The sequence below is a fragment of the Caballeronia sp. GAFFF2 genome, assembly GCF_023631485.1.
In the GTDB taxonomy this organism is placed as follows: domain Bacteria; phylum Pseudomonadota; class Gammaproteobacteria; order Burkholderiales; family Burkholderiaceae; genus Caballeronia.
This window is the reverse complement of sequence record NZ_JALQDA010000006.1, coordinates 172,454-193,477: the sequence shown is the minus strand read 5'-3', so window position 1 is coordinate 193,477 and position 21,024 is coordinate 172,454. Positions and strand designations below refer to the sequence as shown.

Below are 21,024 nucleotides of genomic sequence, written 5' to 3'. Positions count from 1 at the left end.
CGCGGCGGTCACAGGCAAAGCCCGACTGACTCGGGGAACGATTGCATTGCTACTGCATCTACTTCTTGTTGTTGCAGGGCATGTTCGTTACGCCGCATCGCCGCCGGCCTTCAGCTAAATTCAGCTAAATTCAATGATCTTCGAACGCTCCCTGCAGCGCGAACTCGCGTATACGGCCGGCGCCGTATTCATGGTGCTGCTCACGATCATGCTCACGACGATGATGATCCGTATCGTCGGCTTCGCGGCATCGGGCCAGGTCGACCCGCGCGATGTCGTCGTGCTGATCGGGCTCACCGTGATCGGCTATCTCGCGGTCATGCTGATCGTGACGCTGTTCGTTTCCATCCTCTTCGTGCTGACGCGTTGGTATCGCGACTCGGAGATGGTCGTGTGGCTTGCCTCGGGCGTGAGCCAGACGCAGCTCATCAAGCCCATCGCGGTGTTTTCCACGCCGATCATCATCCTTATCGTCTTTTTCGCGTTCGTCGGCTGGCCGTGGTCGAATCAGCAGAGCAAACTCATCAAGGCGCGCTTCCAGCAACGCGATGAAGTATCGCTGCTCGCGCCGGGCCAGTTCCGCGAATCGCCTTCGAGTCATCGCGTGTTCTTCATCGAGAAGATGTCGCCCGATCAGTCGCAAGTGGAGAACGTGTTCGTCACGAGCACCGAAGGCGGCAAGGTCAACGTCATCGTCTCGAAGAACGGACACACGGAGACGCGCCCCGACGGCGACCGCTTCATCGTGCTGGAAAACGGACGTCGTTACGATGGCGAGCCTGGCCAGCCGAATTTCCGCATCACGGAGTTCGAGCGCTACGGTGTGAAGATAATGAGTCATCAGGTCGTCAACACGCCGACCACCACCGGCATATCCACGCCCGACCTGCTCGCCAATCCGAGCAAGGACAACCTCGCGGAATTCGCGTGGCGCCTGGGTCTGCCGCTCATCGCCATCAACCTGATGCTGCTCGCCATTCCGCTGTCTTATCAGAACCCGCGCCGCAGCCGGACCATCAATCTCGTGATGGCCGTGCTCATCTATCTGACCTATTCGAATTTGCTGAACGTGGTCCAGTCATGGATCGAGCAGGGAAAGATGTCGTTCGGCGTGGGACTCGTGGGCCTGCATTTGCTGGTGGCGGCGCTCGTGGCGTTCATCTTCTGGCTGCGCGTGCGCAACCGGCCACTTTTCACGCTCTCGACGTTCACGCGTTCGAAGGGAGCCTGACGCAATGCGCATCTACGAACGATACTTCGCGCGCCAGATCTATCTGGCGTTCATCTTCATTTTGTTCGCGTTCTCGGGCCTGTTCTTTTTCTTCGACCTGATCAACGAACTGAACACCGTGGGGCATGGCAACTACAAGTTCACGCTCGCGATATTGCGCGTGGCCTTGCAGACGCCTTCGCGCTTCTACGAAATCATTCCGGTTGCTGCGCTCATCTCGGCCATTTATGTCTTCGCGCAGATGGCGGCGGCGTCCGAATTCACCATCTTCCGCGTGTCGGGACTCTCGACGGGCACGGCATTGCGTTCGCTCTTGAAGATCGGGATTCCGCTCGTGCTGGTGACGTATATCATCGGCGAAGTGGTTGGGCCTTATGCGGATCAGTTGTCGGAGCGCGTGCGTCTGGAGGCGCTGGGGTCGTCGGTCTCGTCGAATTTCCAGTCGGGCGTGTGGGTAAAGGACACGCTGACCGCGAAGGAGAACGGCGAGCAAGTCACGCGCTTCGTCAACGTGGGCACGTTGAACCCGGATACGACGATCGCCAACGTGCGTATCTATGAATTCGATTCGAAGTTCCGTCTCACCAATGTGCGTATAGCGCAGAGTGGCGTCTTCGAACCGCCGGGCCACTGGAAGCTGACGGGGGTAACGGACACTCAACTGGTCGATGCGCCGCTCGCGGCCATCAATCCCAACGACGCGCTCAACCCTATCTACAACGCGAAGCAAACCACGCTGCCGGAGTACTCGCTGCGTTCCGAGCTTACGCCGCAGATTCTGTCGGTGCTGCTGGTGTCACCGGATCGCATGTCGATGTTCAACCTGTTTCGCTATATCCAGCACTTGACGGAAAATCATCAGGACACGCAGCGTTACGAGATTGCGTTTTGGCGCAAGATTCTTTATCCGTTCGCGGTGTTCGTCATGCTGGTGCTGTCGCTGCCGTTCGCATATTTGCACACGCGGGCTGGCGTGGTCGGCGTGAAGGTGTTCGGCGGCATCATGATCGGGATGAGTTTTCAGCTATTCAATACGCTCTTCTCGCACATCGGGACCTTGAATACGTGGCCGGCTCCGATTACTGCGGCCGCGCCTGCCCTCGCCTATCTCGCCATTGGCTTGCTGGGGCTCAAGTGGGTCGAGCGGCACTGAGTTTCTTCGGGAGAAGATGATGGGCAAGCACGGCATCGTACTGTTCGGACACGGCGCACGCGATCCACGTTGGGCGGAGCCGTTCGAACGGCTTGCGTCGCGCCTGCGTGCCGGGCGCGACGAGCCGGTTGCGCTTGCGTTTCTGGAGTTGATGACGCCGAATCTGCCTTCGGCGGTGACGCAGTTGGCTGAAGAAGGTTGCGATGCCGTTACCGTGGTGCCCGTGTTCTTCGGGCAAGGCGGTCATGTGAGGCGTGACTTGCCGGCGGTAATCGAGACGTGTCGCGCGGCGCATCCCTCTGTCGCGATTCATTGCGCGACGGCGGTCGGCGAGGATGATGCGGTGCTGGATGCGGTCGCGGAGTATTGTTTGCGGCAGGTTTGAGTCGTTGTGTCTGCCCGTCATCTAGCCGAGTCACGCAAAGCATTAAACGAGTGGCGCAACCGAACGCGTTACCGACGTATCAACTCAAGCCGCCGCCTGCATCCCCTTCAAATGCACCTTCGGCTTCACCACCGCGTCGCGATCCCGAAACGCCTCGCCTATCATCAGCAAACTCGGCTGCGATGCATCGAGCCATTCCTGCGCCTCGCCTAGCGCCATGCGCGCCAGCGTAAGCGTAAGCGTGCGCTCGCGCGGCGTGCTGCACGCCTCGACGATCGCCACCGGCGTCGAACCCGGCCGTCCCGCATCGATCAACTGTTGGGCAATGTCTGGCGCGCTGTCTCGGCCCATGTAGAACACGAGCGAATCCGCCTGCGCCTGCTCGCGGATATCGTCGCTGTCGGCGGCGCGGCTATGCGTCGCCAGCGCGACACTGCGCGCGACGCCTCGCAAGGTCAGCGAGCGCTTGAGCGTCGCCGCGCTGGCGAGCGCCGCCGTGATTCCCGGCACCACTTCATAGTCGATACCCGCCGCCTCCAACGCGCGCATCTCTTCATCCGCGCGGCCGAAAAGCATCGGATCGCCGCCCTTTAGACGCACGACAAGGGCGTGTTCCAAAGCGGCATCGACGATCTGCTTGCTGATGAAATGCTGCGCCGTCGAACGCTGCCCGCAACGCTTGCCGACCGCGATCTTGCGTGCGTTCGGCGCGTAGTCGAGCATCGAAGGTTCGACGAGCGCGTCGTGCAGCACCACGTCGGCCTGTTCGAGCAAACGCATGCCGCGCACGGTGATGAGATCCGCCGCGCCCGGCCCTGCTCCGATCAGATAGACCTTACCCATTTGCATGCACTCAGGCTGAGATTGCGCGAATCATACCGGCTGCGACCGTGTGATGCGTCGCCTCGTCGATCAAGACGAACGCGCCCGTGCCCTGATGCGTCTCGTACAAGTCCGCGACGAGCGGCTTCTGCAAGGTCAACGCCACGCGGCCGATATCGTTCATGGCGAGCGTATTGCGATCGACCGAATGCGACAGCGTATGCACATCCAGCACTTCCTTCACCGCGCCGATCCGCGCGAACACGGTGTTTGTCGTCTGCTTCAACAAATACTTGCGCTGCTGCGAAAGCGGCTCTTCGTCGAACCAGCACAGATCCGCTTCGAGCTTCTTCGCGGGTTCGACCGTCTGCGCTTCGCTCTCCGCGCGCGGCACGAAGGTATCGCCACGCGAGACATCGACATCCTCGGCGAGACGAATGGTCACCGTCTGGCCGGCAAACGCGCGATCCACCGGCGCAACGCCGCCCGGCACCGGCGCGATGATCTCGGCGACCGTCGCCTGGCGATTCGCCGGCAGCACGGTGATGGCGTCACCAAGACGCACTTCGCCCGCTTCGACGCGGCCCATGTAGCCGCGGAAATCGTCGGCTTGAGAGCCGTCCTGACGCGCGACCCATTGCACCGGGAAACGCAGCGCCTGATCGACGGGCTGCGCGACCGGCAGCGATTCGAGCAAGTCGAGCAGCGGCTCGCCCGCATACCACGGCATGCGCTCGCTCGCGGACACAATGTTGTCGCCCTTCAACGCCGACACCGGCACGAAGCGCACATTCGCGATTCCAAGCTGACGCGCGAGCACGACGTACGCATCGCGAATTTCGTTGAAGCGCGCTTCGCTGTACTCGACCAAATCCATCTTGTTGATCGCGACGATCACGTGCTGCAAGTCGAGCAACTTGACGATCGCGCTATGGCGCTTGGTCTGCGGCAGGAGTTGAGCGTCGCCGTTGTCGAAGGTGACGCGCGTCGCGTCGACGAGAATGATCGCCGCATGCGCCGTCGATGCGCCCGTCACCATGTTGCGCGTGTACTGCTCGTGACCCGGCGTATCCGCGATGATGAACTTGCGCTTCGCGGTCGCGAAATAACGATACGCGACGTCGATGGTAATGCCCTGCTCGCGCTCGGCTTCGAGGCCGTCGGTCAGCAACGACAAGTCGATCTCATCGCCCACGGTGCGCTTGTTCTTGGCGCGCGAGATGGCGGACAACTGGTCCGACAGCACGGCTTTGCTGTCGTACAGCAGGCGGCCGATCAGCGTGCTCTTGCCGTCGTCGACACTGCCCGCCGTGATGAAGCGCAACACGCCCAGGTCTTCAGCTTGATAGATGCTCATTTCGTTCGTTCCTTGGGGGCGTGGCTTCAGAAATAACCTTGCTTCTTGCGCTGTTCCATCGCGGCTTCGGAAGCCTGATCGTCCATGCGCGTGGCGCCGCGTTCGGTGATTTCCGTCACGGCCGTTTCGGCGATGATCTTTTCGACGTCGTCGGCATCGCTCGAAACCGGGCACGTGCAACTGATGTCGCCGACCGTCCGGAAGCGCACTTGCGCCATCTCGGCGGTTTCGCCGTCGCGCACCGGAGTGAGCGGCGTCACGGGCACGAGCAGGCCGTTGCGGCGCACGATCTCGCGCTCATGCGCGTAATAGATGGACGGCAGATCGAGTTTCTCGCGCGCAATGTATTGCCACACGTCGAGTTCGGTCCAGTTGGAGATGGGGAACACGCGCAAGTGTTCGCCCGGATGCAGACGCGCGTTATAGATGCTCCAGAGTTCTGGACGCTGCGCCTTCGGGTCCCACTGGCCGAATTCGTCGCGGAACGAAAAAATACGTTCCTTCGCACGCGCCTTCTCTTCGTCGCGGCGCGCGCCGCCGATCAGCGCCGTATAGCCGTATTGCTCGATGGTTTCGAGCAGCGTCACCGCTTGCGCGGCGTTGCGCGAATCGGTTTCGCGACGCAGACGCACGGTGCCCTTCTTGATCGAATCCTCGACGTGGCCGACGACCAGTTCCGCGCCGATTTCAGCCGCGCGCCGGTCGCGAAACTCGATCACTTCGCCGAAGTTATGGCCGGTGTCGATATGGACGAGCGGAAACGGCAGCACGGTCTTGCGGCCCGCGCCGAGACCGAATGCCTTAAGCGCCAGATGCAGCACGACGACCGAGTCCTTGCCGCCCGAGAACAGAAGCGCGGGCTTGCTGCACTCCGCGACGAGTTCGCGCAGGATGTGGATCGACTCGGCTTCGAGCCAGTCGAGATGGTCCATCCGGGTCGCCTGATTGGTAATCGGGGCGGTGACGGTAGAGTCGAGCGTGGTGCTCATATGCGTCGATCCTTTTATTGGCTGCGTCATGCGTTTGTGGCGCTTTAACGCCGCGTTCAGTGACAGTGTTCGTACCGGGCGCTTCTCTCTGAGCACCTCGATGATTCAGATAGCCGAACTCGGTGCTTCTTCGACGATCTTGATGTTCGTGATGTGCAGGCCGCATTCTTTCGTATCGCGCGATTCCCACCACCAGCGGCCGGCGCGGCTATCTTCGCCGGGGCGCACGGCGCGCGTGCATGGCTCGCAGCCTATGCTCGGATAACCGCGCGCATGCAGCGGATTCACCGGCACGTCGAAGGCCTTCAAGTAGTCCCAGACATCGCTTTCGGTCCAGTCCGCGAGCGGATTGAACTTGGCGATGCCGCGCGGCGCGTCGTGCTCTTCCTCGTAGAGTTCGGTGCGCGTCACCGACTGCTCGCGGCGCTGCCCCGTCACCCACGCCGACACATCCGACAGCGCGCGATTGAGCGGCTCCACCTTGCGGATATGGCAGCAGCTTTTGCGTAAATCAATGCTCTCGTAGAACGCGTTGAGGCCGTGATCGCGGACGTAGGCATCGACGGCATCTTGGCGCGGATGAAACTGCTCGATGCCGTAGCCATAACGCGCCTTGACCGTGTCCAGCATGCCGAGCGTTTCCTCGTGCAGACGGCCCGTGTTCAGCGAAAAGATGCCGATATTCACCTCGCGCGACAGAATGGCGTGCGTGAGCACCATGTCTTCGGCGGCGAGGCTGCTGGCTAGCTTGACGCGCTCATGGCGCGCTGCGATCGAATCGAGCAGCGCGTCGAGGCGTTCAACCTTGGCTTGCAATTCGGGAGTCATGCCTCAGGCTCCAAGCGTCGCGAGAACCGCGCTGCGACGGCGAAACAGCGGTTCGAGATCGTCGGTCGCGCCTTGATACCGCTCCGTGAACTCGTTGAACGCGTTGAGCGCGTCATTGATGTCCTTGTCTTCGCGCACAGCGAATGCGTCGAAGCCGCAGCGCGCGTGGAACAGCAACTGATCGCGCAGCACGTCGCCGATTGCGCGCAACTCACCCGTCCACTGATAGCGCTCGCGCAGCAAGCGGCCGATGGAGAAGCCGCGGCCATCGCGGAACACTGGAAAATCGACGGCGATCACGGCGATGTCGCCGAAATCGGCGACGAGATCGGCGGGTTCGTCGTCGGGCGCGAGCCACACGCCGAGTTCGTCCTTCGAATGCGCAGCAACGAGCGCCGCACGATGCTCCTTCCACAACGCGAACGGCACGAGCAACTTGCCGGTGGGCAGCGCATCGAGTGCGGGCAGCGCGCCGTCTTCGGCGGCACGGACCACGGTGAAATCGTCATTGACGACGGAGCGGTTCTTGATAATCAAAGCCATCTGCAAAGTCCTCGGTCTCGTCGACGTTTAAGCGTGCGCCTGGCGCGATGCGTACACGCGCTCCTTGAACGGCGTCATGCCGATGCGGTTATACGTCTCGATGAAGCGCTCGCCTTCCATGCGGTTGTCGACGAAGGTGTCGATCACGCTCGACACGACATCCGGCATTTCATGCGCCGAGAACGACGGGCCGATGACCTTGCCGAGATGCGCGCCAGTCGCGCCCGAGCTTTGCTCGCCGCCGAGCGTCACCTGATACCACTCCGAGCCGTCCTTATCGACGCCCAGCACGCCGATGTTGCCGACGTGGTGGTGACCGCACGCGTTGATGCAGCCCGAGATGTTGAGCGACAGGTCGCCCAGGTCGTACACGTAGTCGGCGTTGCTGAAGCGCTCTTGAATGGCTTGCGCGATGGGAATGGACTTCGCATTCGCGAGCGAGCAGAAATCACCGCCCGGGCACGCGATGATATCGGTCAGCAAACCGACGTTCGAGGTCGCGAAACCCACCGCCTTGGCGCGTTCCCACACGGCGTACAGATCGTGCTTCCTGACGTTGGCGAGAATCAGATTCTGCTCGTGCGATACGCGAATCTCACCGAAGGAGAATTCATCGGCGATAGCGGCGACATCGTCCATCTGCTGGTCGGTGGCGTCGCCCGGCGCAATGCCGGTGGGCTTGAGCGACAGCGTGACGGACGCGTAGCCCGACACCTTATGCGGACGCACATTGCGCTCGACCCAGCGCGCGAACGGCTTGCTGTCGATCAGATGCTTTTCATACGAGGCGTCGGTATCCGGCAGCTTTTCGTAGGCAGGCGGCGCGAAGTACTGCGACACGCGTGCGACTTCTTCCGCCGTGATGGTCGAAGGGCCGTCCTTCAGATGCTGCCACTCTTCCTCGACCTGCTTCGCGAACTTCTCCGGCGACAGCGCCTTCACGAGAATCTTGATACGCGCCTTATACATATTGTCGCGGCGGCCGTAGCGGTTGTACACGCGCAGCACGGCTTCGCAATACGTAATGAGATGCTGCCAGGGCAAGTCTTCCTTGATGACCGCGCCGACGATCGGCGTGCGGCCGAGCCCGCCGCCCGCGAGAATGCTCGCGACGACTTCGCCCGCTTCGTTCTTCTTCAGATAGACGCCCAGATCGTGCACCTGCGTGGCCGCGCGATCTTCTTCCGAACCGCACACCGCGATCTTGAACTTGCGCGGCAGCCATGCGAACTCGGGGTGGAACGTCGACCATTGACGCAGAATCTCGGCCCACGGACGCGGATCGACGAGTTCATCCGGCGCCACGCCCGCAAACTGATCCGCCGTGATGTTGCGGATGCAGTTACCCGACGTCTGAATGGCGTGCATTTGCACCGATGCCAGCTTGCGCAGAATCTCGGGCGTCTCTTCCAACTCGACCCAGTTGAACTGGATGTTGGTGCGCGTGGAAAAGTGGCCGTACCCACGATCGTGCTCGCGCGCGATGGTGGCGAGCATGCGCATCTGATCGCTGCGCAGATTGCCGTACGGAATCGCGATGCGGTGCATGTAGGCGTGACGCTGCATGTACAGGCCGTTCTGCAGACGCAGCGGACGGAATTCCTCTTCGCTCAACTCGCCCGACAAGCGACGGCGAACCTGGTCGGCGTATTGCGCGACACGTTCGTCGACGATGCGCTGGTCGATCTGATCGTATTGGTACATTCGGGGCCCCAAGTTTTAGTTCAAACGCCTGCGTCCTAGGTTACGCGGCGCGTTGAGAATTCAGCCATTCCATATTGATTCGTCACCGCAAGCGCCGTTCCGACGCTTAATTCATTAGCTAATGACAAAAACAGATATGGATATTGGAAAAATTGGACTGATAGTAATAAACCTGCTATATATTGCAAACGACTTAAAACTTACTTTGATATGCCCTCAGGTAATAACGAAAGGGCAAAAAACGAAGGCACTACATGAATCTGCACCAGTTCCGCTTCGTCCGCGAGGCCGTGCGGCAGAACTTCAACCTGACCGAGGCCGCAAAGGCTTTATTTACCTCGCAGCCGGGCGTGTCGAAAGCGATCATCGAGCTCGAGGATGAACTCGGCGTCGAGATTTTCACACGCCACGGAAAGCGTGTCAGATCGCTGACCGAGCCGGGGCGCATCATTCTCGCATCGGTCGAAAAGATTCTGCAGGAAGTGGAAAGCCTGAAACGCGTTGGCAAGGACTACGCGGCGCAAGATCAGGGCAATCTCGTCATTGCCGCCACGCACACTCAGGCGCGCTACTCGCTGCCCTCGGCTATCGCGGAATTCAAGAAGCGCTTTCCCAAGGTGCATCTTTCGATTCTGCAAGGCAGCCCGACGCAAGTCGCGGAAATGGTCATCCACGATCAGGCGGATGTGGCTATCGCGACGGAAGCCATCGCCAACTATAAAGAACTGATTTCGCTGCCCTGCTTCCAGTGGCAGCATCTGGCCGTCATGCCGGCCGATCATCCGCTGCTGGAACGCAAGCTTCTCACGCTCGACGATCTGGTGCAGTACCCGCTCATCACTTATGAAGCGGCGTTTGCCGGCCGCAGCAAGATCAATCAGGCGTTTGCGTTGCGCAATCTCACGCCGGATATCGTGCTCGAAGCCATCGACGCCGATGTCATCAAGACTTATGTCGAACTCGGGCTCGGCGTGGGAATCATGGCGGACATCGCGTTCAATCCGGAGCGCGACAAGCATTTGCGCGCGATGCCGGTTGGCCACTTGTTCGGCACGAACGTGACGCGGCTTGCGCTCAAACAGGGCGCGTACTTGCGCAGCTATGTGTATACGCTCGTCGAACTGTTGTCGCCGTCGATGAATCGCAAGCTGATCGAGCAAGCGCTTTCGGGCGACCACGAAAGCTACGAACTCTGATCGCCACTCGTCTTGAGTAATAGAGACGCAGAAGAACCCATCACCCTCCTGGAGAGCTTTTCGATGAAGTTGTCGATGTTCACGCGCCGGCTCATGGCCGGCGTTGCCCTGTCCGCGCTGGCCGCTGCCGCGCACGCGCAACTGAAAGTAGGCGTGGACCTGTCGAGCACGGGCCCCGCCGCGACCATCGGCATCACCAGCAAGAACGCGATGTTGATGTGGCCGAAAACCATCGCCGGGCAGAACGCGGAGTACATCATCCTCGATGACGGTTCGGACCCGGGCGCGGCCGTGCGCAACATCCGCAAGCTCATCACCGAGGATCGTGTCGATGTGATCGTCGGCCCGAACATCACGCCGGCCGCGCTCGCGGCGCTCGATCCCGCGGCGGAATACCAGACACCGATGATCACGCTGATCGGTTCGGCTTCGGTGGTCGAGCCGCAGGAAGGCAAGAAGGTCTGGGCCTTCAAGATGGCGCAGACCGACCGCGCCATGGCCGACGTGATGACGCGCTACATGGCGAATCATGGCGTGAAGACGGTCGGTTTCATCGGCTTCGCGGATAGCTACGGCGACAGCTGGTTCAACGAGTTCGGCAAGTTCGCGGAGTTGCGTCACATAAAGATCGTCGCGAGCGAGCGCTTCAACCGGACCGACGCGAGCGTGACGGGGCAAATTCTCAAGCTGATGTCCGCGAAGCCCGATGCGGTGCTGATCGCGGGCGCGGGCACACCGACCGTTTTGCCGCAGCGCACGCTGGTCGAGCGCGGCTACAAGGGCGCGATCTATCAGACGCACGGCATTGCGACGCCGGAGTTCATCAAGCTGGGCGGCAAGGATGTGGAAGGCACGCTCTTTCCGACGCAGCCCGTGGTCGTCGCGCGCACGCTGCCGGCCGATCATCCTTCGAAGAAAGCGGCGCTGGCGTTCGTGAGCGCTTATGAGGAAAAGTACGGCAAGGGCACCGTGACGCAATTTGCCGGCGATGCGGCGGGCGTGTACCCGCGTTTGCAGGATGCCGTGGCGCGCGCGCTCAAGACCGCGAAACCCGGTACGAAAGAATTCCGCGTGGCTTTGCGGTCGGAACTGGAGCACGCGCATGAGCTCGTCGTGCCGAATGGCGTCGTGAACACGAGCGCGACGGATCACGTCGGGCTGGATCAGCGCGCAAGCGTGATGGGCGTGATCAAGGACGGACAGTTCACTTATTTGAGTCAGTGAAGGCGTGCTTTCGGGCGGCTTGTCGAACCGGCTTGCCCACGGCGGATTTTTGCGCCATAATCGCGGACTCGATTTGCTGCTCCTCGCGAGTGGCAATTTTGAAGGCCCAGGTGGTGAAATTGGTAGACGCAGGGGACTCAAAATCCCCCGCCGCAAGGCGTGCCGGTTCGATTCCGGCCCTGGGCACCAGAATTGATGAAAAAGCCGCTCTTTTTAGAGCGGCTTTTTTGCGTTTGGGGCGACCGAGGCATAGCGTCTACAGCCTGAGACTGTCCTCGAGTTTCGCTTGCGCGCGTTCTGCCATTAGCCTCCGGTTGAGCCATTTGAGATATTGCGGCAAGGCGAAATACGCGCCGCCGCACATCACGACTACGATTCCGTACTCCTTGAAGAATCCAATTACGAGGTCCAGCATTTTTCCACCTCTGCCTTGTGATATGTCAAAGACATTGAAATTAGGTAGTAGGACAAAGCGTCCAGCAAAGGATGAAGCACGATCAACCCTTTGACATCCTCACTGAATGAAGCCAGTAGCAAGTATATCCACAGAAGAACCCCGCCTAGCGAGGCGAAAATTCCCAGATTCGCAATAAATATCGCCTGCCGAAAATGCCTATATAGCTGCCGTCCCGCAGTCACTTCAAGCAAGTCGTGTGGCAACGCAGTCACCGCAAGATTCAAACTGATCCCCGACGCGACAAGCGAGATTGGAAAGAACTCGCTCTGATCCGACTGCCTCATCGCGACACGTAACAAGTATTCGATCACGCCCATGAAGATCGGCAGCAGAAGAACCAACTGCCGCGTCGTCGATTCAAAACCGCTGGATTTCATCGTCGTGCCCGCTCGTTTGCATTGACCGCCAATTTCGCCGATGCCGCGTGCATCGGGTAGTCGGCCTATCGGCCAGGACAAGATCGCTAATACCTGTTTTATGCGGCGCAACGCACATATTCAGACTACAAACTCCGCGTTTTCCCCTACACGATCATTACGCCTATGTGCGCAATCGCGTAGACGCGTTTCACCGGGAGTCGCAAAAATAGGCTCCCGCTCGGCATTCAGGACTCCGGCGCAGGGTGCATCGCGAGGATGCGTGCCTGCGCAGGCGACCGCTTTCGGCTTCCTTAGGAGTTCCGATGTCGTGACCCGCCCGCGCCATGTGTCGGGCCATAACTCCAATAGGGTGCGACATGAACCGACCAGAATATTCGCTCACGCTCGATTCGGTGATTTGCCGCCGCTGTAACGCCGTTTCGCGCGCAGAGGAAGAAACGTGCCCTTCTTGCGGGTCCGATCGGCAGGGCGCGATCTTCACGACGCGATCCGATCCTGTCGCGCCCATTGCATCCGCGGCGCCCGCGGCCGCCGCTGCCGCCGCGCCGATGCCGGGGCAACTCGACATTACCGATCTGCGCGATACCGGCTGGCTGACGCGTCTCGTTCGTCGCAGGATGGTGACGTCCTACCCGAGTCTTGCCGAGCCGGGCGACCTGCCACCCGAGGCCGAGCGCAAGCCGGCGAGGAAGGGACTGGCGGTGCTCATTGGCGGCGTGGTCGCGGGACTCGCCGCAGGCGGATACCTTTACGTGCAATCGGACGGAGGCGTCGTCACGGCGAACCGGCCGGTGATCAGCGCGGCTGGATCGATTGGAAATGGTGCGTCGGCGGCGCGCGGCGCGGGCGACGAGAAGCGTGCCGGACTCGACCAATCGAGAGCGGTCGCGGAACAGGCGCGCACACTGGCATCGGCTGACGACGATGCGAAACGTGTTCGTGCAGATGACGCGCAAAGGCTTGCTAGTCGCGCGAATTCGGCCGATGCGAGTTCGCGTCGGGCACCCGATGCATCCTCTGCGGGCGGTTCCGTGGCGATTGCCGGCGTGACAGCGGGAGCATCGGCGACACCGTCGGGCAATCGGCCTATGGCGACGGCAATGGCCGATCGTCGTGCGACGAACGCCGGGCTTGGGAATTCGACGGTTGCGAAGCCCGCAATGGGAACGGAGCCGAAATCCGCTGCTCTGGCTCTGGCATCGACGAGTCAGGCTCCGCAGTCCGCGACTACGCCGGTGGTGAAAACCGCATCGATCGCCGATGCGGGTGTGTCTACCGGCGCAGTGGTATCGCAAAGCAAGCCGTCGGCGGGCGGCGGCACTGTTTCCGTGCAAACGCCGGCAGCTTCCGCGCTTGGCGCATCGCAGAACAAGGCTTTGGCGTCGAATGCGGCTGGTGCTGGTGACGCCGGTGCATCGACGGTGAAACCGGCATCGCCCGGCAATGCCACGATGGCGAGCGGCTCATCGAACAAGGCCCCCGCGAACGATGCGATCGGCACACGGGAAGCAGTCGCGGCCGGTACCGATGGCAAGAAGAATGTGAACGCCGCACAACCGGCAGCGCCTTCGCTCGCCGCTCACAGCGCGCCTGGAGCGGTCGCGTCGCCTGCGACGCAAACGGCGGCGAACTCGAAGCCTGAGAATGGCTCGACGTCATCGAAGCCGGCGACGCAGACCGTAGCGGGTGTCGCCACCCCGGCGGATGCTTCGCGGGGCAACGCGGCGGCATCGAAGACGGCATCGAACGGCATTGCATCGACGACTGCAAAGCCGGTGATGCAGACCGCGGCCGCTAGCGCCAACACGCCCGATACGTCGCGAAGCAACGCGACGACGACAACATCAGAAACAACCGCAAGCGGGAAGCCGGCAACGCAGACCGCAGCCGGCGCTGTCACCGCAGCGGATGCTTCGCGAAGCAACGCGACGACATTGGCAGCTTCAAAGACCGCATCGCCAAGCGCGAAGCCGGCTGCGCAGACCGCAGTCGCCAACGCGCCCGAAGCCTCCCAACACAGCCCGGCAGCCGGAAACGCAGCGCATCCCGCCACGACCCCTCTCGCATCGACACAAGCCGCCGCGACCGTCATCGCGCAGGACGCTTCCCGCAACCACACGACCACGTCGGCCGCGAGCGCATCCGCCGCTCCATTATCGAAGACAGCATCGATCGCCGCCAAACCCGCCGACACCCATCCGCCGCAAGAATCACCCGCCGTGGCCCGCAACATCGCCGCCGTCCAGCAGGCGCTCGCCAATCGCGACCTGGCTGCCGCCCGCCGCAACCTGCGCGTCCTCGCTTCGAGCCAATCGCGCAACCCGGAAGTTCAACAACTCGCAGCCGATGTCGCCCGCCAGGAACGCGCCCGCGACAGCGCCGTGGCAAGCGCCCGCTCGTGCCCGTTGAACAAGGACCCGTCCTGCGCGGTCCGCAATGCCCGGCGCGCCGTGGCGCTCGATCCGCGCAACGCGCAAACGCAAGCAGTCCTGCGCCACGCGACGGCCGCGCAATACGAAGCGAACATCGCCTACTTCAGTCAAGGCGCGGCCATCCCGGCGCCCGCGGTGCCCGCGATGACCTTCGATGGCCGCTGGAGCGTGGGATCGCACCACGCGCCCGTGACGAGCCTCGCGGAAGACCGTTCCAACGCGACGCTCTTCGGCTGGGGCGTGCCGACGGTGGCGAAGGGTCGCGGCGACGCGCATTGAGCAACGGCGGGGGCAATCGCTCGCAAGCCCCCGCCGCTTGCTAGAATCGCCGCTTCAACCCCGCCTATCCGATGGACCTCGAAACCCTCCTCTTCTCCCAAGGCTTCGGGTCGCGCCGCCAATGCCGCGGACTCGTCGCCGAAGGCCGCGTATGTATCGGTGGCGATGTTTGCGCCGATCCCCACGCGAGCATTTCCCTCACGCCATCGCCCGAATTCGAAGTGGACGGGCACGCCTGGACGTATCGCGAGAAAGCCTACATCGCGCTGAACAAGCCGCCCGGCTACGAATGTTCGCGCGATCCGCAACATCACCTGAGCATCTTTCACCTGTTGCCGCCGCAGTTGATCGAGCGCGGCGTGCAGCCCGTCGGCAGGCTCGATCAGGACACCACCGGCCTGCTTCTGCTCTCCGATGACGGCGCCTTCGTGCATGCCTTCACGTCGCCCAAGCGCAAGGTGCCGAAGCTGTATTTGGCGACGACGCGTCACCCCATCGACGATGCACAACTCGCGCGCCTCGTCGAAGGCGTCCTGTTGCACGGCGAGACGAAGCCGAGCGCCGCGCTCGCGGCCACGCGACGCGACGAACATCTGCTCGAACTCACCGTGCAGGAAGGCAAATACCATCAGGTGAAGCGCATGGTCGCGGCGGCCGGCAACCGGGTGGAGAAACTGCATCGCGAGCGCGTGGGCGGTTATGCTTTGCCTGAGTCCCTGGCCGAAGGCGCGTGGCGCTGGCTCGACGAGACCGATCTCGCCGCGCTGCGGGACTCACGCACGTCATAGCATCGGCTGCGCGCCGATCACTTTCAGGGTCGACGACATCATGCAACTCGCGGCGAGACGGCGCTTCATCACTCTGGCACTGGCGGCGTGCGCTGCGGGCTTCGGTCCGTCGCGCGCGCGGGCAACGGCAGTCACGGCCGCGTCCGATGACGAAGAACTCGCCGACGGCCTGCCCTACGGCCCGACTTCGCGGCAACGGCTCGACGTCTACGCGCCCGAAGAAGCCTCGCAACATGCGCGTCCGGTGATCGTGTATTTCTATGGCGGAAGCTGGCAAGCCGGCCAGCGCGCCGATTCGCGCGGCGTGGCCGACGCGCTCGCGCAACGCGGCTTCGTCGCGGTGACGCCGGATTACCGCGTATATCCGGAAACCGTCTTCCCTGGCTTCCTTGCCGATGCCGCCGCCTCGGTGCGCTGGGCGCGCGATCACGCGCATGAGTTCGGCGGCGACCCGGAGCGCATCTTCGTGATGGGACATTCGGCGGGCGCGCATATCGCGGCGATGCTCGCCACCGACGGCCGCTATCTGCAAGCGCAAGGCATGGCGAAGGAATCGTTGCGCGGCATGATCGGGCTCGCCGGGCCGTATGTCGCCATTCCGTCCGAGCCGCACATGGGCGACATCTTTCCGGCAGCGGAGCGCGCCGAAACGCTGCCGATCGACTTCATTTCCGGCAACGAGCCGCCGATGCTTCTCGCCACCGGCACCGCCGATAACGTCGTCGATCCGCGCAACAGCGAGCGCTTCGCCGCGGCGTTGCGCGCGCACGACGATAGCGTCGAGCTCAAGCGCTATCCGGGCTACGACCACGGGCGCATCGTCGATGCCTTCACCGCGTCGGCACACGCAAATTCCCCGGTTCTGGCCGATGTCGCCGCGTTTATCGGCGCGCATTGATCCTGCAAATCGGTGTAAGCCCTGAACGCGAGGCGTTGCACCGCAGCATGCTTTCCGGCGTCCGTATTCATATACTCAAAGCACGGACACCAGAATGACTATCAAAAAAGCAGGAGGGCATCATGTTCGCCCACACCACCGTTGCGCTGATCGCGTTCGCCGCACTGAGCGTTGTTCTTATCGGGGCATTGGCCGTCGCCATGCACATGCGGCACAAGTATTCGCCGAATCTGATCGGCGCGTTGATCGGCGCGCTGATGTGCTTCATCCTGCTCGAAACCTTGCCCGCGCTTATCTAGCGGGCCGCGCGCTCGCTTGCCGTCGCGCGCAGGAAGTCGGAAACGGTCGGATAACGCAGCGCGTAACCGAGCTCGCGCTTCAGGCGCGCGTTGGCGAGTCGTCGCGATTCGCGCATGAACGAAAGCGTAACCGGTTCGAGCTGCGTCGCGGCTTCCTCGCGCGAGATGCGCGGCACACGCGGCAGTCCGTAGGCATCGGCGACGAGATCGAAATAGTCGGCCATGCGCAGATCCGTATCGTCGGATGCGTTGATGACTCTTTGCGGCCGCATGCGTTCGAGCGCGCGCACGAGGATGGCCGCGAGATCGTCGGCGTGAATGTGATTCGTGTAGACGTCCTCGCTCGCCAGAAGCGCCGGCATGCGCTTCTCGATGCGCGCCACGGGCAAACGATTCGCCGCATAAATTCCCGGAATCCGCACGATCGACACGTGCCAGCCGCTCGTCGCGCCTGCATGCCGCAGTTGCCGTTCCGCCGATACGCGGCGCCGGGCGCGCTCGTTCTCCGGACGCGCGGGCCGTGTTTCATCGATGTGCGCGCCGGCGCAATCGCCGTAGACGCCCGTCGTGCTTGCGTACACGAAGCGCGTGCCCGTCGCGAAAGGGGCGTCGGGTACAATGAACGACCTTCGGACAATGCGCGAACCCGGTTGCATAGGGCCACGCGCGACGGAGCGGCGCGGTGCGCGCAACGCGGCGATGAGCGCACGCGTGCGGGTATCGGCGGCGCCATCGCGTTGCGGCGGCGCGAGATGCAAGACGGTCTTCGCAATACCGGCCAGGCGCCGCAGCGACCGGCGCGCGTCGAGGTCGCCGCCAATGGGCAGCGCGCCCGCGGCACGCAACTCGCCCGCGCGTTCAGGATGATGCGTAAGCGCGATCACGCGCGGCGCGGCGGCGCGGTTTTGCAGAAGCGGCAACGCGCGCATGCCGACATCGCCGCATCCGACGACAAGCACGCGCGAGCGGCGCAAAGTTCGAGTGGCGATCATGCCGAGCATTGTATCCGCGGCAGTCATTGTCGACGGCTTCATGGCTCGCGGCATCGCACGGAACACTCCTTCACGAGACAGCAAGAATTCGATCTATGGCTTTCAATGTAACGCTCCGGCAAAGCGGCCGGCAGTTTCAGGTGGAACCCGATGAACCGGTCCTGACGGCCGCTTTGCGCCAGGGTATCGGTCTGCCTTACGGGTGCAAGAACGGCGCGTGCGGCTCCTGCAAGGGGTCCGTTGTCCAGGGCGAAATCGAGCAGGCGCCGCATTCCTCGTCCGCGCTCTCGAACGACGAAAAAACGCGCGGCATGGCGCTCTTCTGCTGCGCGACCGCGCAGACCGATCTCACCATCGACGTGCGCGAAGTCGCGGGTGTCGGCGACGTGCAGGTGAAGAAGCTGCCCTGCCGCGTGAACGCGCTCGAACGCAAGGCCGGCGACGTCATCGAACTGAAGCTGCAACTGCCCGCCAACGAACGTCTGCAATATCTCGCGGGGCAGTACATCGAATTCATTCTGAAGGACGGCAAACGTCGCAGCTATTCGATGGCGAGCCCGCCGCATCACGAAGGCCCGCTCGAACTGCACGTGCGTCACATGCCCGGCGGCACGTTCACGGACCACGTCTTCGGCGCGATGAAGGAACGCGACATCCTGCGCTTCGAAGGTCCGCTCGGCACCTTCTTTCTGCGCGACGAATCCGACAAGCCCATCGTGCTGCTCGCGTCGGGCACGGGCTTCGCGCCGATCAAGGCGATCATCGAGCATGCGGTGTTCAAGAACCTCAATCGCCCGATGACGCTCTACTGGGGCGGCCGTCGCAAGAAAGACCTCTACATGATGGCGCTTGCCGAGCAATGGGCGCGCGAAGTGCCGAACTTCAAGTTCGTGCCGGTGCTCTCCGAACCCGACGCCGACGACGCATGGACCGGCCGCACGGGCTTCGTTCATCGTGCTGTCATCGAAGATCTGCCAGACTTGAGCGCTCATCAGGTGTACGCGTGCGGCGCGCCGGTGATGGTGGAATCGGCGCAGCGCGACTTCACGTTGCATCATCGCTTGCCGGAAGACGAGTTCTATGCGGATTCGTTCACGAGCGCGGCGGATCTCGCGCATCCGGTCTGAATCGCCAAAGGTGCCAGCCTGCGAACCTGCGCGCGGATAAAAATTCGCGCGCACGGTTTACAGGCGGGAACTTGATAACGTATCCTTCGCGAATGAACTCGATCCTGATTCACCTTCGCGCACTTCGACGTCGCCGCTCGCCGCTTCCCTAGGGATGCCGCTGGCTCGTCACGCATTTGCGCGCAAAGGTTCGGTTTGTTCAACGCGCAAGAAATGAAGCCACGGATATCCGTGGCTTTTGTTTTTTTCGGCTCGCCGTTCTTCTCGCTTCCTTTCCTTCGTCACTGCTTTCGTGGAGCCTGCTGTCATGAATTTCAATGAGTACCCCGTCGATTCGCTGATGTACATCACGAACCGCCCCGAGATCGTGTTCACGCACGGCAAAGGCTCCTGGATTTACGACAACACCGGCAAGCGATATCTCGACTTCATTCAGGGCTGGGCTGTCAATTCGCTCGGCCATTGCAACGAAGGCATGATCGAAGCACTGGAAAAGCAGGCGCGCACGCTCATCAACCCGTCGCCCGCGTTCTACAACGCGCCTATGGCACAGCTCGCGGGTCTGCTCACCGCCAACAGTTGCTTCGACAAGGTGTTCTTCGCCAACAGCGGCGCGGAAGCCAACGAAGGCGCGATCAAGCTCGCGCGCAAGTGGGGACGCAAGTTCAAAAACGGCGCGTATGAAATCATCACGTTCGACCACAGTTTCCATGGCCGCACGCTCGCGACCATGTCGGCAAGCGGCAAGCCGGGCTGGGACACCATCTACGCACCGCAAGTGCCGGGCTTTCCGAAGGCCGATCTGAACGACATCGCATCGGTGGAAAAGCTCATCACGGAAAAGACCGTCGCCGTGATGCTCGAACCGATTCAGGGCGAAGGCGGCGTGATTCCGGCCACGCGCGAATTCATGCAGCAATTGCGCGATCTGACGAAGCAACACAACCTGCTCTTGATCGTCGATGAAGTGCAAAGCGGATGCGGCCGCGCGGGAACGCTCTTCGCCTACGAACTGTCGGGCATCGAGCCGGACATCATGACGCTCGGCAAGGGTATTGGCGGTGGCGTGCCGCTGGCAGCGCTCCTTTCGACGGCGGCAATCGAATGTTTCGAACCGGGCGATCAGGGTGGCACCTACAACGGCAATCCGTTGATGACGGCAGTGGGTTACTCGGTGATCTCGCAACTCGTCGCGCCCGGCTTTCTCGAAGGCGTGCGCGAGCGTGGCGAATACCTGAAGTCCGAGTTGTTGAAGCTGTCGGCCGAGCGCGGCTTCAGGGGCGAGCGCGGCGAAGGTTTGTTGCGCGCGCTTCTGCTCGATAGCGACAAGGGTCCGCAGATCGTCGAAAAGGCGCGTCTGTTGCAACCCGACGGCCTGCTGCTCAACGCCGCGCGTCCGAATCTGTTGCGCTTCATGCCCGCGCTGAACGTGACGAAGGACGAGATCGACCAAATGCTGAAAATGCTGCGCACCGTGCTGGATGCGCTGTGATCATCCGTACGTTCGATGCAAGCGATCGCGAAGCCGTGATCGCCCTGTGGCGCGATGTCTTCCCCGAATACGCGGATGCATCGCGGCCGCAGCGCGATCCGGCATTGTCGATCGCCAACAAGATGAACACGCAGCCGGAGTTGTTCTTCGTCGGAACGGTCGAGGACCGCGTGGTCGGCACGGTGATGTCCGGCTACGACGGTCATCGCGGCTGGGTTTATTCGCTGGCCGTGGCGCCCGCGTTACGCCGGCGCGGCTATGGCGCAACGCTCATGCGCCATGCCGAAGAAGCGCTCGCGGCACGCGGATGCCCGAAAGTGAATCTGCAGATACTCGCGGTCAAGACCGAACTGCGCGGCTTCTATGAAAAGCTCGGGTATCGGATGGATGAAGTCGTGAGCCTCGGCAAGCGGCTATAAACGTCTCTATAAACGCGGCTATAAAAAAA

At 62.1% G+C, this 21,024-nt stretch carries 21 protein-coding genes and 1 tRNA gene; 13 read left to right on the top strand and 9 right to left on the bottom strand.

What is annotated here, in order from left to right:
- The first annotated feature begins 133 nt into the window (after positions 1-133).
- The 3 genes from lptF to NCT04_RS03425 are packed head-to-tail and all read left to right on the top strand — an operon-like array spanning position 134 to position 2,769.
- Positions 134-1,231, top strand: a complete 1,098-nt coding sequence (lptF, locus tag NCT04_RS03435; protein ID WP_244827253.1) for an LPS export ABC transporter permease LptF — start codon at positions 134-136, stop codon at positions 1,229-1,231.
- A gap of 4 nt (positions 1,232-1,235) precedes the next feature.
- Entirely contained in the window at positions 1,236-2,384 is a 1,149-nt protein-coding gene (lptG, locus tag NCT04_RS03430) for an LPS export ABC transporter permease LptG (protein WP_244827252.1), read from the top strand.
- A 19-nt stretch (positions 2,385-2,403) separates the two neighbouring features.
- The gene (locus NCT04_RS03425; protein ID WP_250463748.1) at positions 2,404-2,769 is read left to right on the top strand and encodes a sirohydrochlorin chelatase; all 366 of its coding nucleotides are present in this window, start codon (positions 2,404-2,406) and stop codon (positions 2,767-2,769) included.
- An 84-nt stretch (positions 2,770-2,853) separates the two neighbouring features.
- Here the strand turns inward: NCT04_RS03425 and cobA are convergent, their stop codons facing one another.
- The 6 genes from cobA to NCT04_RS03395 form a co-directional block, all read right to left on the bottom strand.
- Entirely contained in the window at positions 2,854-3,612 is a 759-nt protein-coding gene (cobA, locus tag NCT04_RS03420; protein WP_250463515.1) for a uroporphyrinogen-III C-methyltransferase, read from the bottom strand.
- Between the two features lie 10 nt (positions 3,613-3,622).
- On the bottom strand, positions 3,623-4,948 hold the full coding sequence (locus NCT04_RS03415) for a sulfate adenylyltransferase subunit 1 (RefSeq protein ID WP_250463512.1): 1,326 nt from the start codon (positions 4,946-4,948) through the stop codon (positions 3,623-3,625).
- Between the two features lie 26 nt (positions 4,949-4,974).
- Complete coding sequence (gene cysD, locus NCT04_RS03410) at positions 4,975-5,937, bottom strand: sulfate adenylyltransferase subunit CysD (protein ID WP_244827248.1); 963 nt, start codon at positions 5,935-5,937, stop codon at positions 4,975-4,977.
- A gap of 105 nt (positions 5,938-6,042) precedes the next feature.
- Positions 6,043-6,765, bottom strand: coding sequence for a phosphoadenylyl-sulfate reductase (locus NCT04_RS03405; RefSeq protein WP_250463509.1), 723 nt, complete (start codon positions 6,763-6,765; stop codon positions 6,043-6,045).
- A 3-nt stretch (positions 6,766-6,768) separates the two neighbouring features.
- On the bottom strand, positions 6,769-7,308 hold the full coding sequence (locus NCT04_RS03400; RefSeq protein ID WP_250463506.1) for a DUF934 domain-containing protein: 540 nt from the start codon (positions 7,306-7,308) through the stop codon (positions 6,769-6,771).
- A 27-nt stretch (positions 7,309-7,335) separates the two neighbouring features.
- Positions 7,336-9,012 carry a nitrite/sulfite reductase gene (locus NCT04_RS03395; protein ID WP_250463503.1) on the bottom strand — a complete coding sequence of 559 codons (1,677 nt, stop codon included), beginning with the start codon at positions 9,010-9,012 and terminating at the stop codon, positions 7,336-7,338.
- A 254-nt stretch (positions 9,013-9,266) separates the two neighbouring features.
- Here NCT04_RS03395 and NCT04_RS03390 point away from each other — a divergent pair, with 254 nt between their 5' ends.
- The 3 genes from NCT04_RS03390 to NCT04_RS03380 all read left to right on the top strand — a co-directional run bounded on the left by NCT04_RS03390 (position 9,267) and on the right by NCT04_RS03380 (position 11,621).
- Positions 9,267-10,208 carry a CysB family HTH-type transcriptional regulator gene (locus tag NCT04_RS03390; RefSeq protein ID WP_250463500.1) on the top strand — a complete coding sequence of 314 codons (942 nt, stop codon included), beginning with the start codon at positions 9,267-9,269 and terminating at the stop codon, positions 10,206-10,208.
- Between the two features lie 63 nt (positions 10,209-10,271).
- On the top strand, positions 10,272-11,432 hold the full coding sequence (locus NCT04_RS03385) for an ABC transporter substrate-binding protein (RefSeq protein WP_250463497.1): 1,161 nt from the start codon (positions 10,272-10,274) through the stop codon (positions 11,430-11,432).
- Positions 11,433-11,536: 104 nt separating this feature from the next.
- Positions 11,537-11,621: transfer RNA gene (locus NCT04_RS03380), tRNA-Leu, on the top strand.
- A 67-nt stretch (positions 11,622-11,688) separates the two neighbouring features.
- On the opposite strand, the gene NCT04_RS03375 is transcribed toward NCT04_RS03380, so the two are convergent.
- Positions 11,689-11,847 carry a hypothetical protein gene (locus tag NCT04_RS03375; protein ID WP_250463495.1) on the bottom strand — a complete coding sequence of 53 codons (159 nt, stop codon included), beginning with the start codon at positions 11,845-11,847 and terminating at the stop codon, positions 11,689-11,691.
- Positions 11,832-12,347, bottom strand: a complete 516-nt coding sequence (locus NCT04_RS03370; protein ID WP_250463492.1) for a hypothetical protein — start codon at positions 12,345-12,347, stop codon at positions 11,832-11,834. The genes NCT04_RS03375 and NCT04_RS03370 overlap by 16 nt, the downstream gene beginning before the upstream one ends.
- A 278-nt stretch (positions 12,348-12,625) precedes the next feature.
- Between NCT04_RS03370 and NCT04_RS03365 the strand changes: the two genes are divergently transcribed.
- From NCT04_RS03365 to NCT04_RS03350, 4 genes are all read left to right on the top strand, one after another.
- Positions 12,626-14,980 carry a hypothetical protein gene (locus tag NCT04_RS03365; protein ID WP_250463489.1) on the top strand — a complete coding sequence of 785 codons (2,355 nt, stop codon included), beginning with the start codon at positions 12,626-12,628 and terminating at the stop codon, positions 14,978-14,980.
- 71 nt (positions 14,981-15,051) lie between these two features.
- Positions 15,052-15,768, top strand: a complete 717-nt coding sequence (locus tag NCT04_RS03360) for a pseudouridine synthase (protein WP_244827240.1) — start codon at positions 15,052-15,054, stop codon at positions 15,766-15,768.
- Positions 15,769-15,808: 40 nt separating this feature from the next.
- Positions 15,809-16,666 (top strand): alpha/beta hydrolase, encoded by an 858-nt coding sequence (locus NCT04_RS03355; RefSeq protein ID WP_250463486.1) that lies wholly within the window; start codon positions 15,809-15,811, stop codon positions 16,664-16,666.
- A gap of 122 nt (positions 16,667-16,788) precedes the next feature.
- Positions 16,789-16,965, top strand: a complete 177-nt coding sequence (locus NCT04_RS03350) for a hypothetical protein (RefSeq protein ID WP_244827238.1) — start codon at positions 16,789-16,791, stop codon at positions 16,963-16,965.
- Here NCT04_RS03350 and NCT04_RS03345 read toward each other — a convergent pair.
- Positions 16,962-17,957: an NAD-dependent epimerase/dehydratase family protein gene (locus NCT04_RS03345; protein WP_250463745.1), complete on the bottom strand. Its 996-nt coding sequence runs from the start codon at positions 17,955-17,957 to the stop codon at positions 16,962-16,964. The two genes, NCT04_RS03350 and NCT04_RS03345, sit on opposite strands and share 4 nt — an antisense overlap.
- A 95-nt stretch (positions 17,958-18,052) precedes the next feature.
- Here NCT04_RS03345 and NCT04_RS03340 point away from each other — a divergent pair, with 95 nt between their 5' ends.
- The 3 genes from NCT04_RS03340 (at position 18,053) to NCT04_RS03330 (ending at position 20,995) form a co-directional block, all read left to right on the top strand.
- Positions 18,053-19,084, top strand: a complete 1,032-nt coding sequence (locus NCT04_RS03340; RefSeq protein ID WP_250463483.1) for a CDP-6-deoxy-delta-3,4-glucoseen reductase — start codon at positions 18,053-18,055, stop codon at positions 19,082-19,084.
- A gap of 307 nt (positions 19,085-19,391) precedes the next feature.
- Positions 19,392-20,576, top strand: coding sequence for an acetylornithine transaminase (locus tag NCT04_RS03335; protein WP_244827236.1), 1,185 nt, complete (start codon positions 19,392-19,394; stop codon positions 20,574-20,576).
- Positions 20,573-20,995 carry a GNAT family acetyltransferase gene (locus NCT04_RS03330; RefSeq protein ID WP_250463480.1) on the top strand — a complete coding sequence of 141 codons (423 nt, stop codon included), beginning with the start codon at positions 20,573-20,575 and terminating at the stop codon, positions 20,993-20,995. Before NCT04_RS03335 ends, NCT04_RS03330 begins: the two co-directional genes overlap by 4 nt.
- Positions 20,996-21,024 lie beyond the last annotated feature (29 nt).

What these genes read in the sequence shown, in the direction of transcription:
- lptF (WP_244827253.1), top strand. Translation starts at nt 134, where the DNA reads ATGATCTTCGAACGCTCCCTGCAGCGCGAACTCGCGTATACGGCCGGC.
- lptG (WP_244827252.1), top strand. Translation starts at nt 1,236, where the DNA reads ATGCGCATCTACGAACGATACTTCGCGCGCCAGATCTATCTGGCGTTC.
- NCT04_RS03425 (WP_250463748.1), top strand. Translation starts at nt 2,404, where the DNA reads ATGGGCAAGCACGGCATCGTACTGTTCGGACACGGCGCACGCGATCCA.
- cobA (WP_250463515.1), bottom strand. Translation starts at nt 3,612, where the DNA reads ATGGGTAAGGTCTATCTGATCGGAGCAGGGCCGGGCGCGGCGGATCTC.
- NCT04_RS03415 (WP_250463512.1), bottom strand. Translation starts at nt 4,948, where the DNA reads ATGAGCATCTATCAAGCTGAAGACCTGGGCGTGTTGCGCTTCATCACG.
- cysD (WP_244827248.1), bottom strand. Translation starts at nt 5,937, where the DNA reads ATGAGCACCACGCTCGACTCTACCGTCACCGCCCCGATTACCAATCAG.
- NCT04_RS03405 (WP_250463509.1), bottom strand. Translation starts at nt 6,765, where the DNA reads ATGACTCCCGAATTGCAAGCCAAGGTTGAACGCCTCGACGCGCTGCTC.
- NCT04_RS03400 (WP_250463506.1), bottom strand. Translation starts at nt 7,308, where the DNA reads ATGGCTTTGATTATCAAGAACCGCTCCGTCGTCAATGACGATTTCACC.
- NCT04_RS03395 (WP_250463503.1), bottom strand. Translation starts at nt 9,012, where the DNA reads ATGTACCAATACGATCAGATCGACCAGCGCATCGTCGACGAACGTGTC.
- NCT04_RS03390 (WP_250463500.1), top strand. Translation starts at nt 9,267, where the DNA reads ATGAATCTGCACCAGTTCCGCTTCGTCCGCGAGGCCGTGCGGCAGAAC.
- NCT04_RS03385 (WP_250463497.1), top strand. Translation starts at nt 10,272, where the DNA reads ATGAAGTTGTCGATGTTCACGCGCCGGCTCATGGCCGGCGTTGCCCTG.
- NCT04_RS03375 (WP_250463495.1), bottom strand. Translation starts at nt 11,847, where the DNA reads ATGCTGGACCTCGTAATTGGATTCTTCAAGGAGTACGGAATCGTAGTC.
- NCT04_RS03365 (WP_250463489.1), top strand. Translation starts at nt 12,626, where the DNA reads ATGAACCGACCAGAATATTCGCTCACGCTCGATTCGGTGATTTGCCGC.
- NCT04_RS03360 (WP_244827240.1), top strand. Translation starts at nt 15,052, where the DNA reads ATGGACCTCGAAACCCTCCTCTTCTCCCAAGGCTTCGGGTCGCGCCGC.
- NCT04_RS03355 (WP_250463486.1), top strand. Translation starts at nt 15,809, where the DNA reads ATGCAACTCGCGGCGAGACGGCGCTTCATCACTCTGGCACTGGCGGCG.
- NCT04_RS03350 (WP_244827238.1), top strand. Translation starts at nt 16,789, where the DNA reads ATGTTCGCCCACACCACCGTTGCGCTGATCGCGTTCGCCGCACTGAGC.
- NCT04_RS03345 (WP_250463745.1), bottom strand. Translation starts at nt 17,957, where the DNA reads ATGATCGCCACTCGAACTTTGCGCCGCTCGCGCGTGCTTGTCGTCGGA.
- NCT04_RS03340 (WP_250463483.1), top strand. Translation starts at nt 18,053, where the DNA reads ATGGCTTTCAATGTAACGCTCCGGCAAAGCGGCCGGCAGTTTCAGGTG.
- NCT04_RS03335 (WP_244827236.1), top strand. Translation starts at nt 19,392, where the DNA reads ATGAATTTCAATGAGTACCCCGTCGATTCGCTGATGTACATCACGAAC.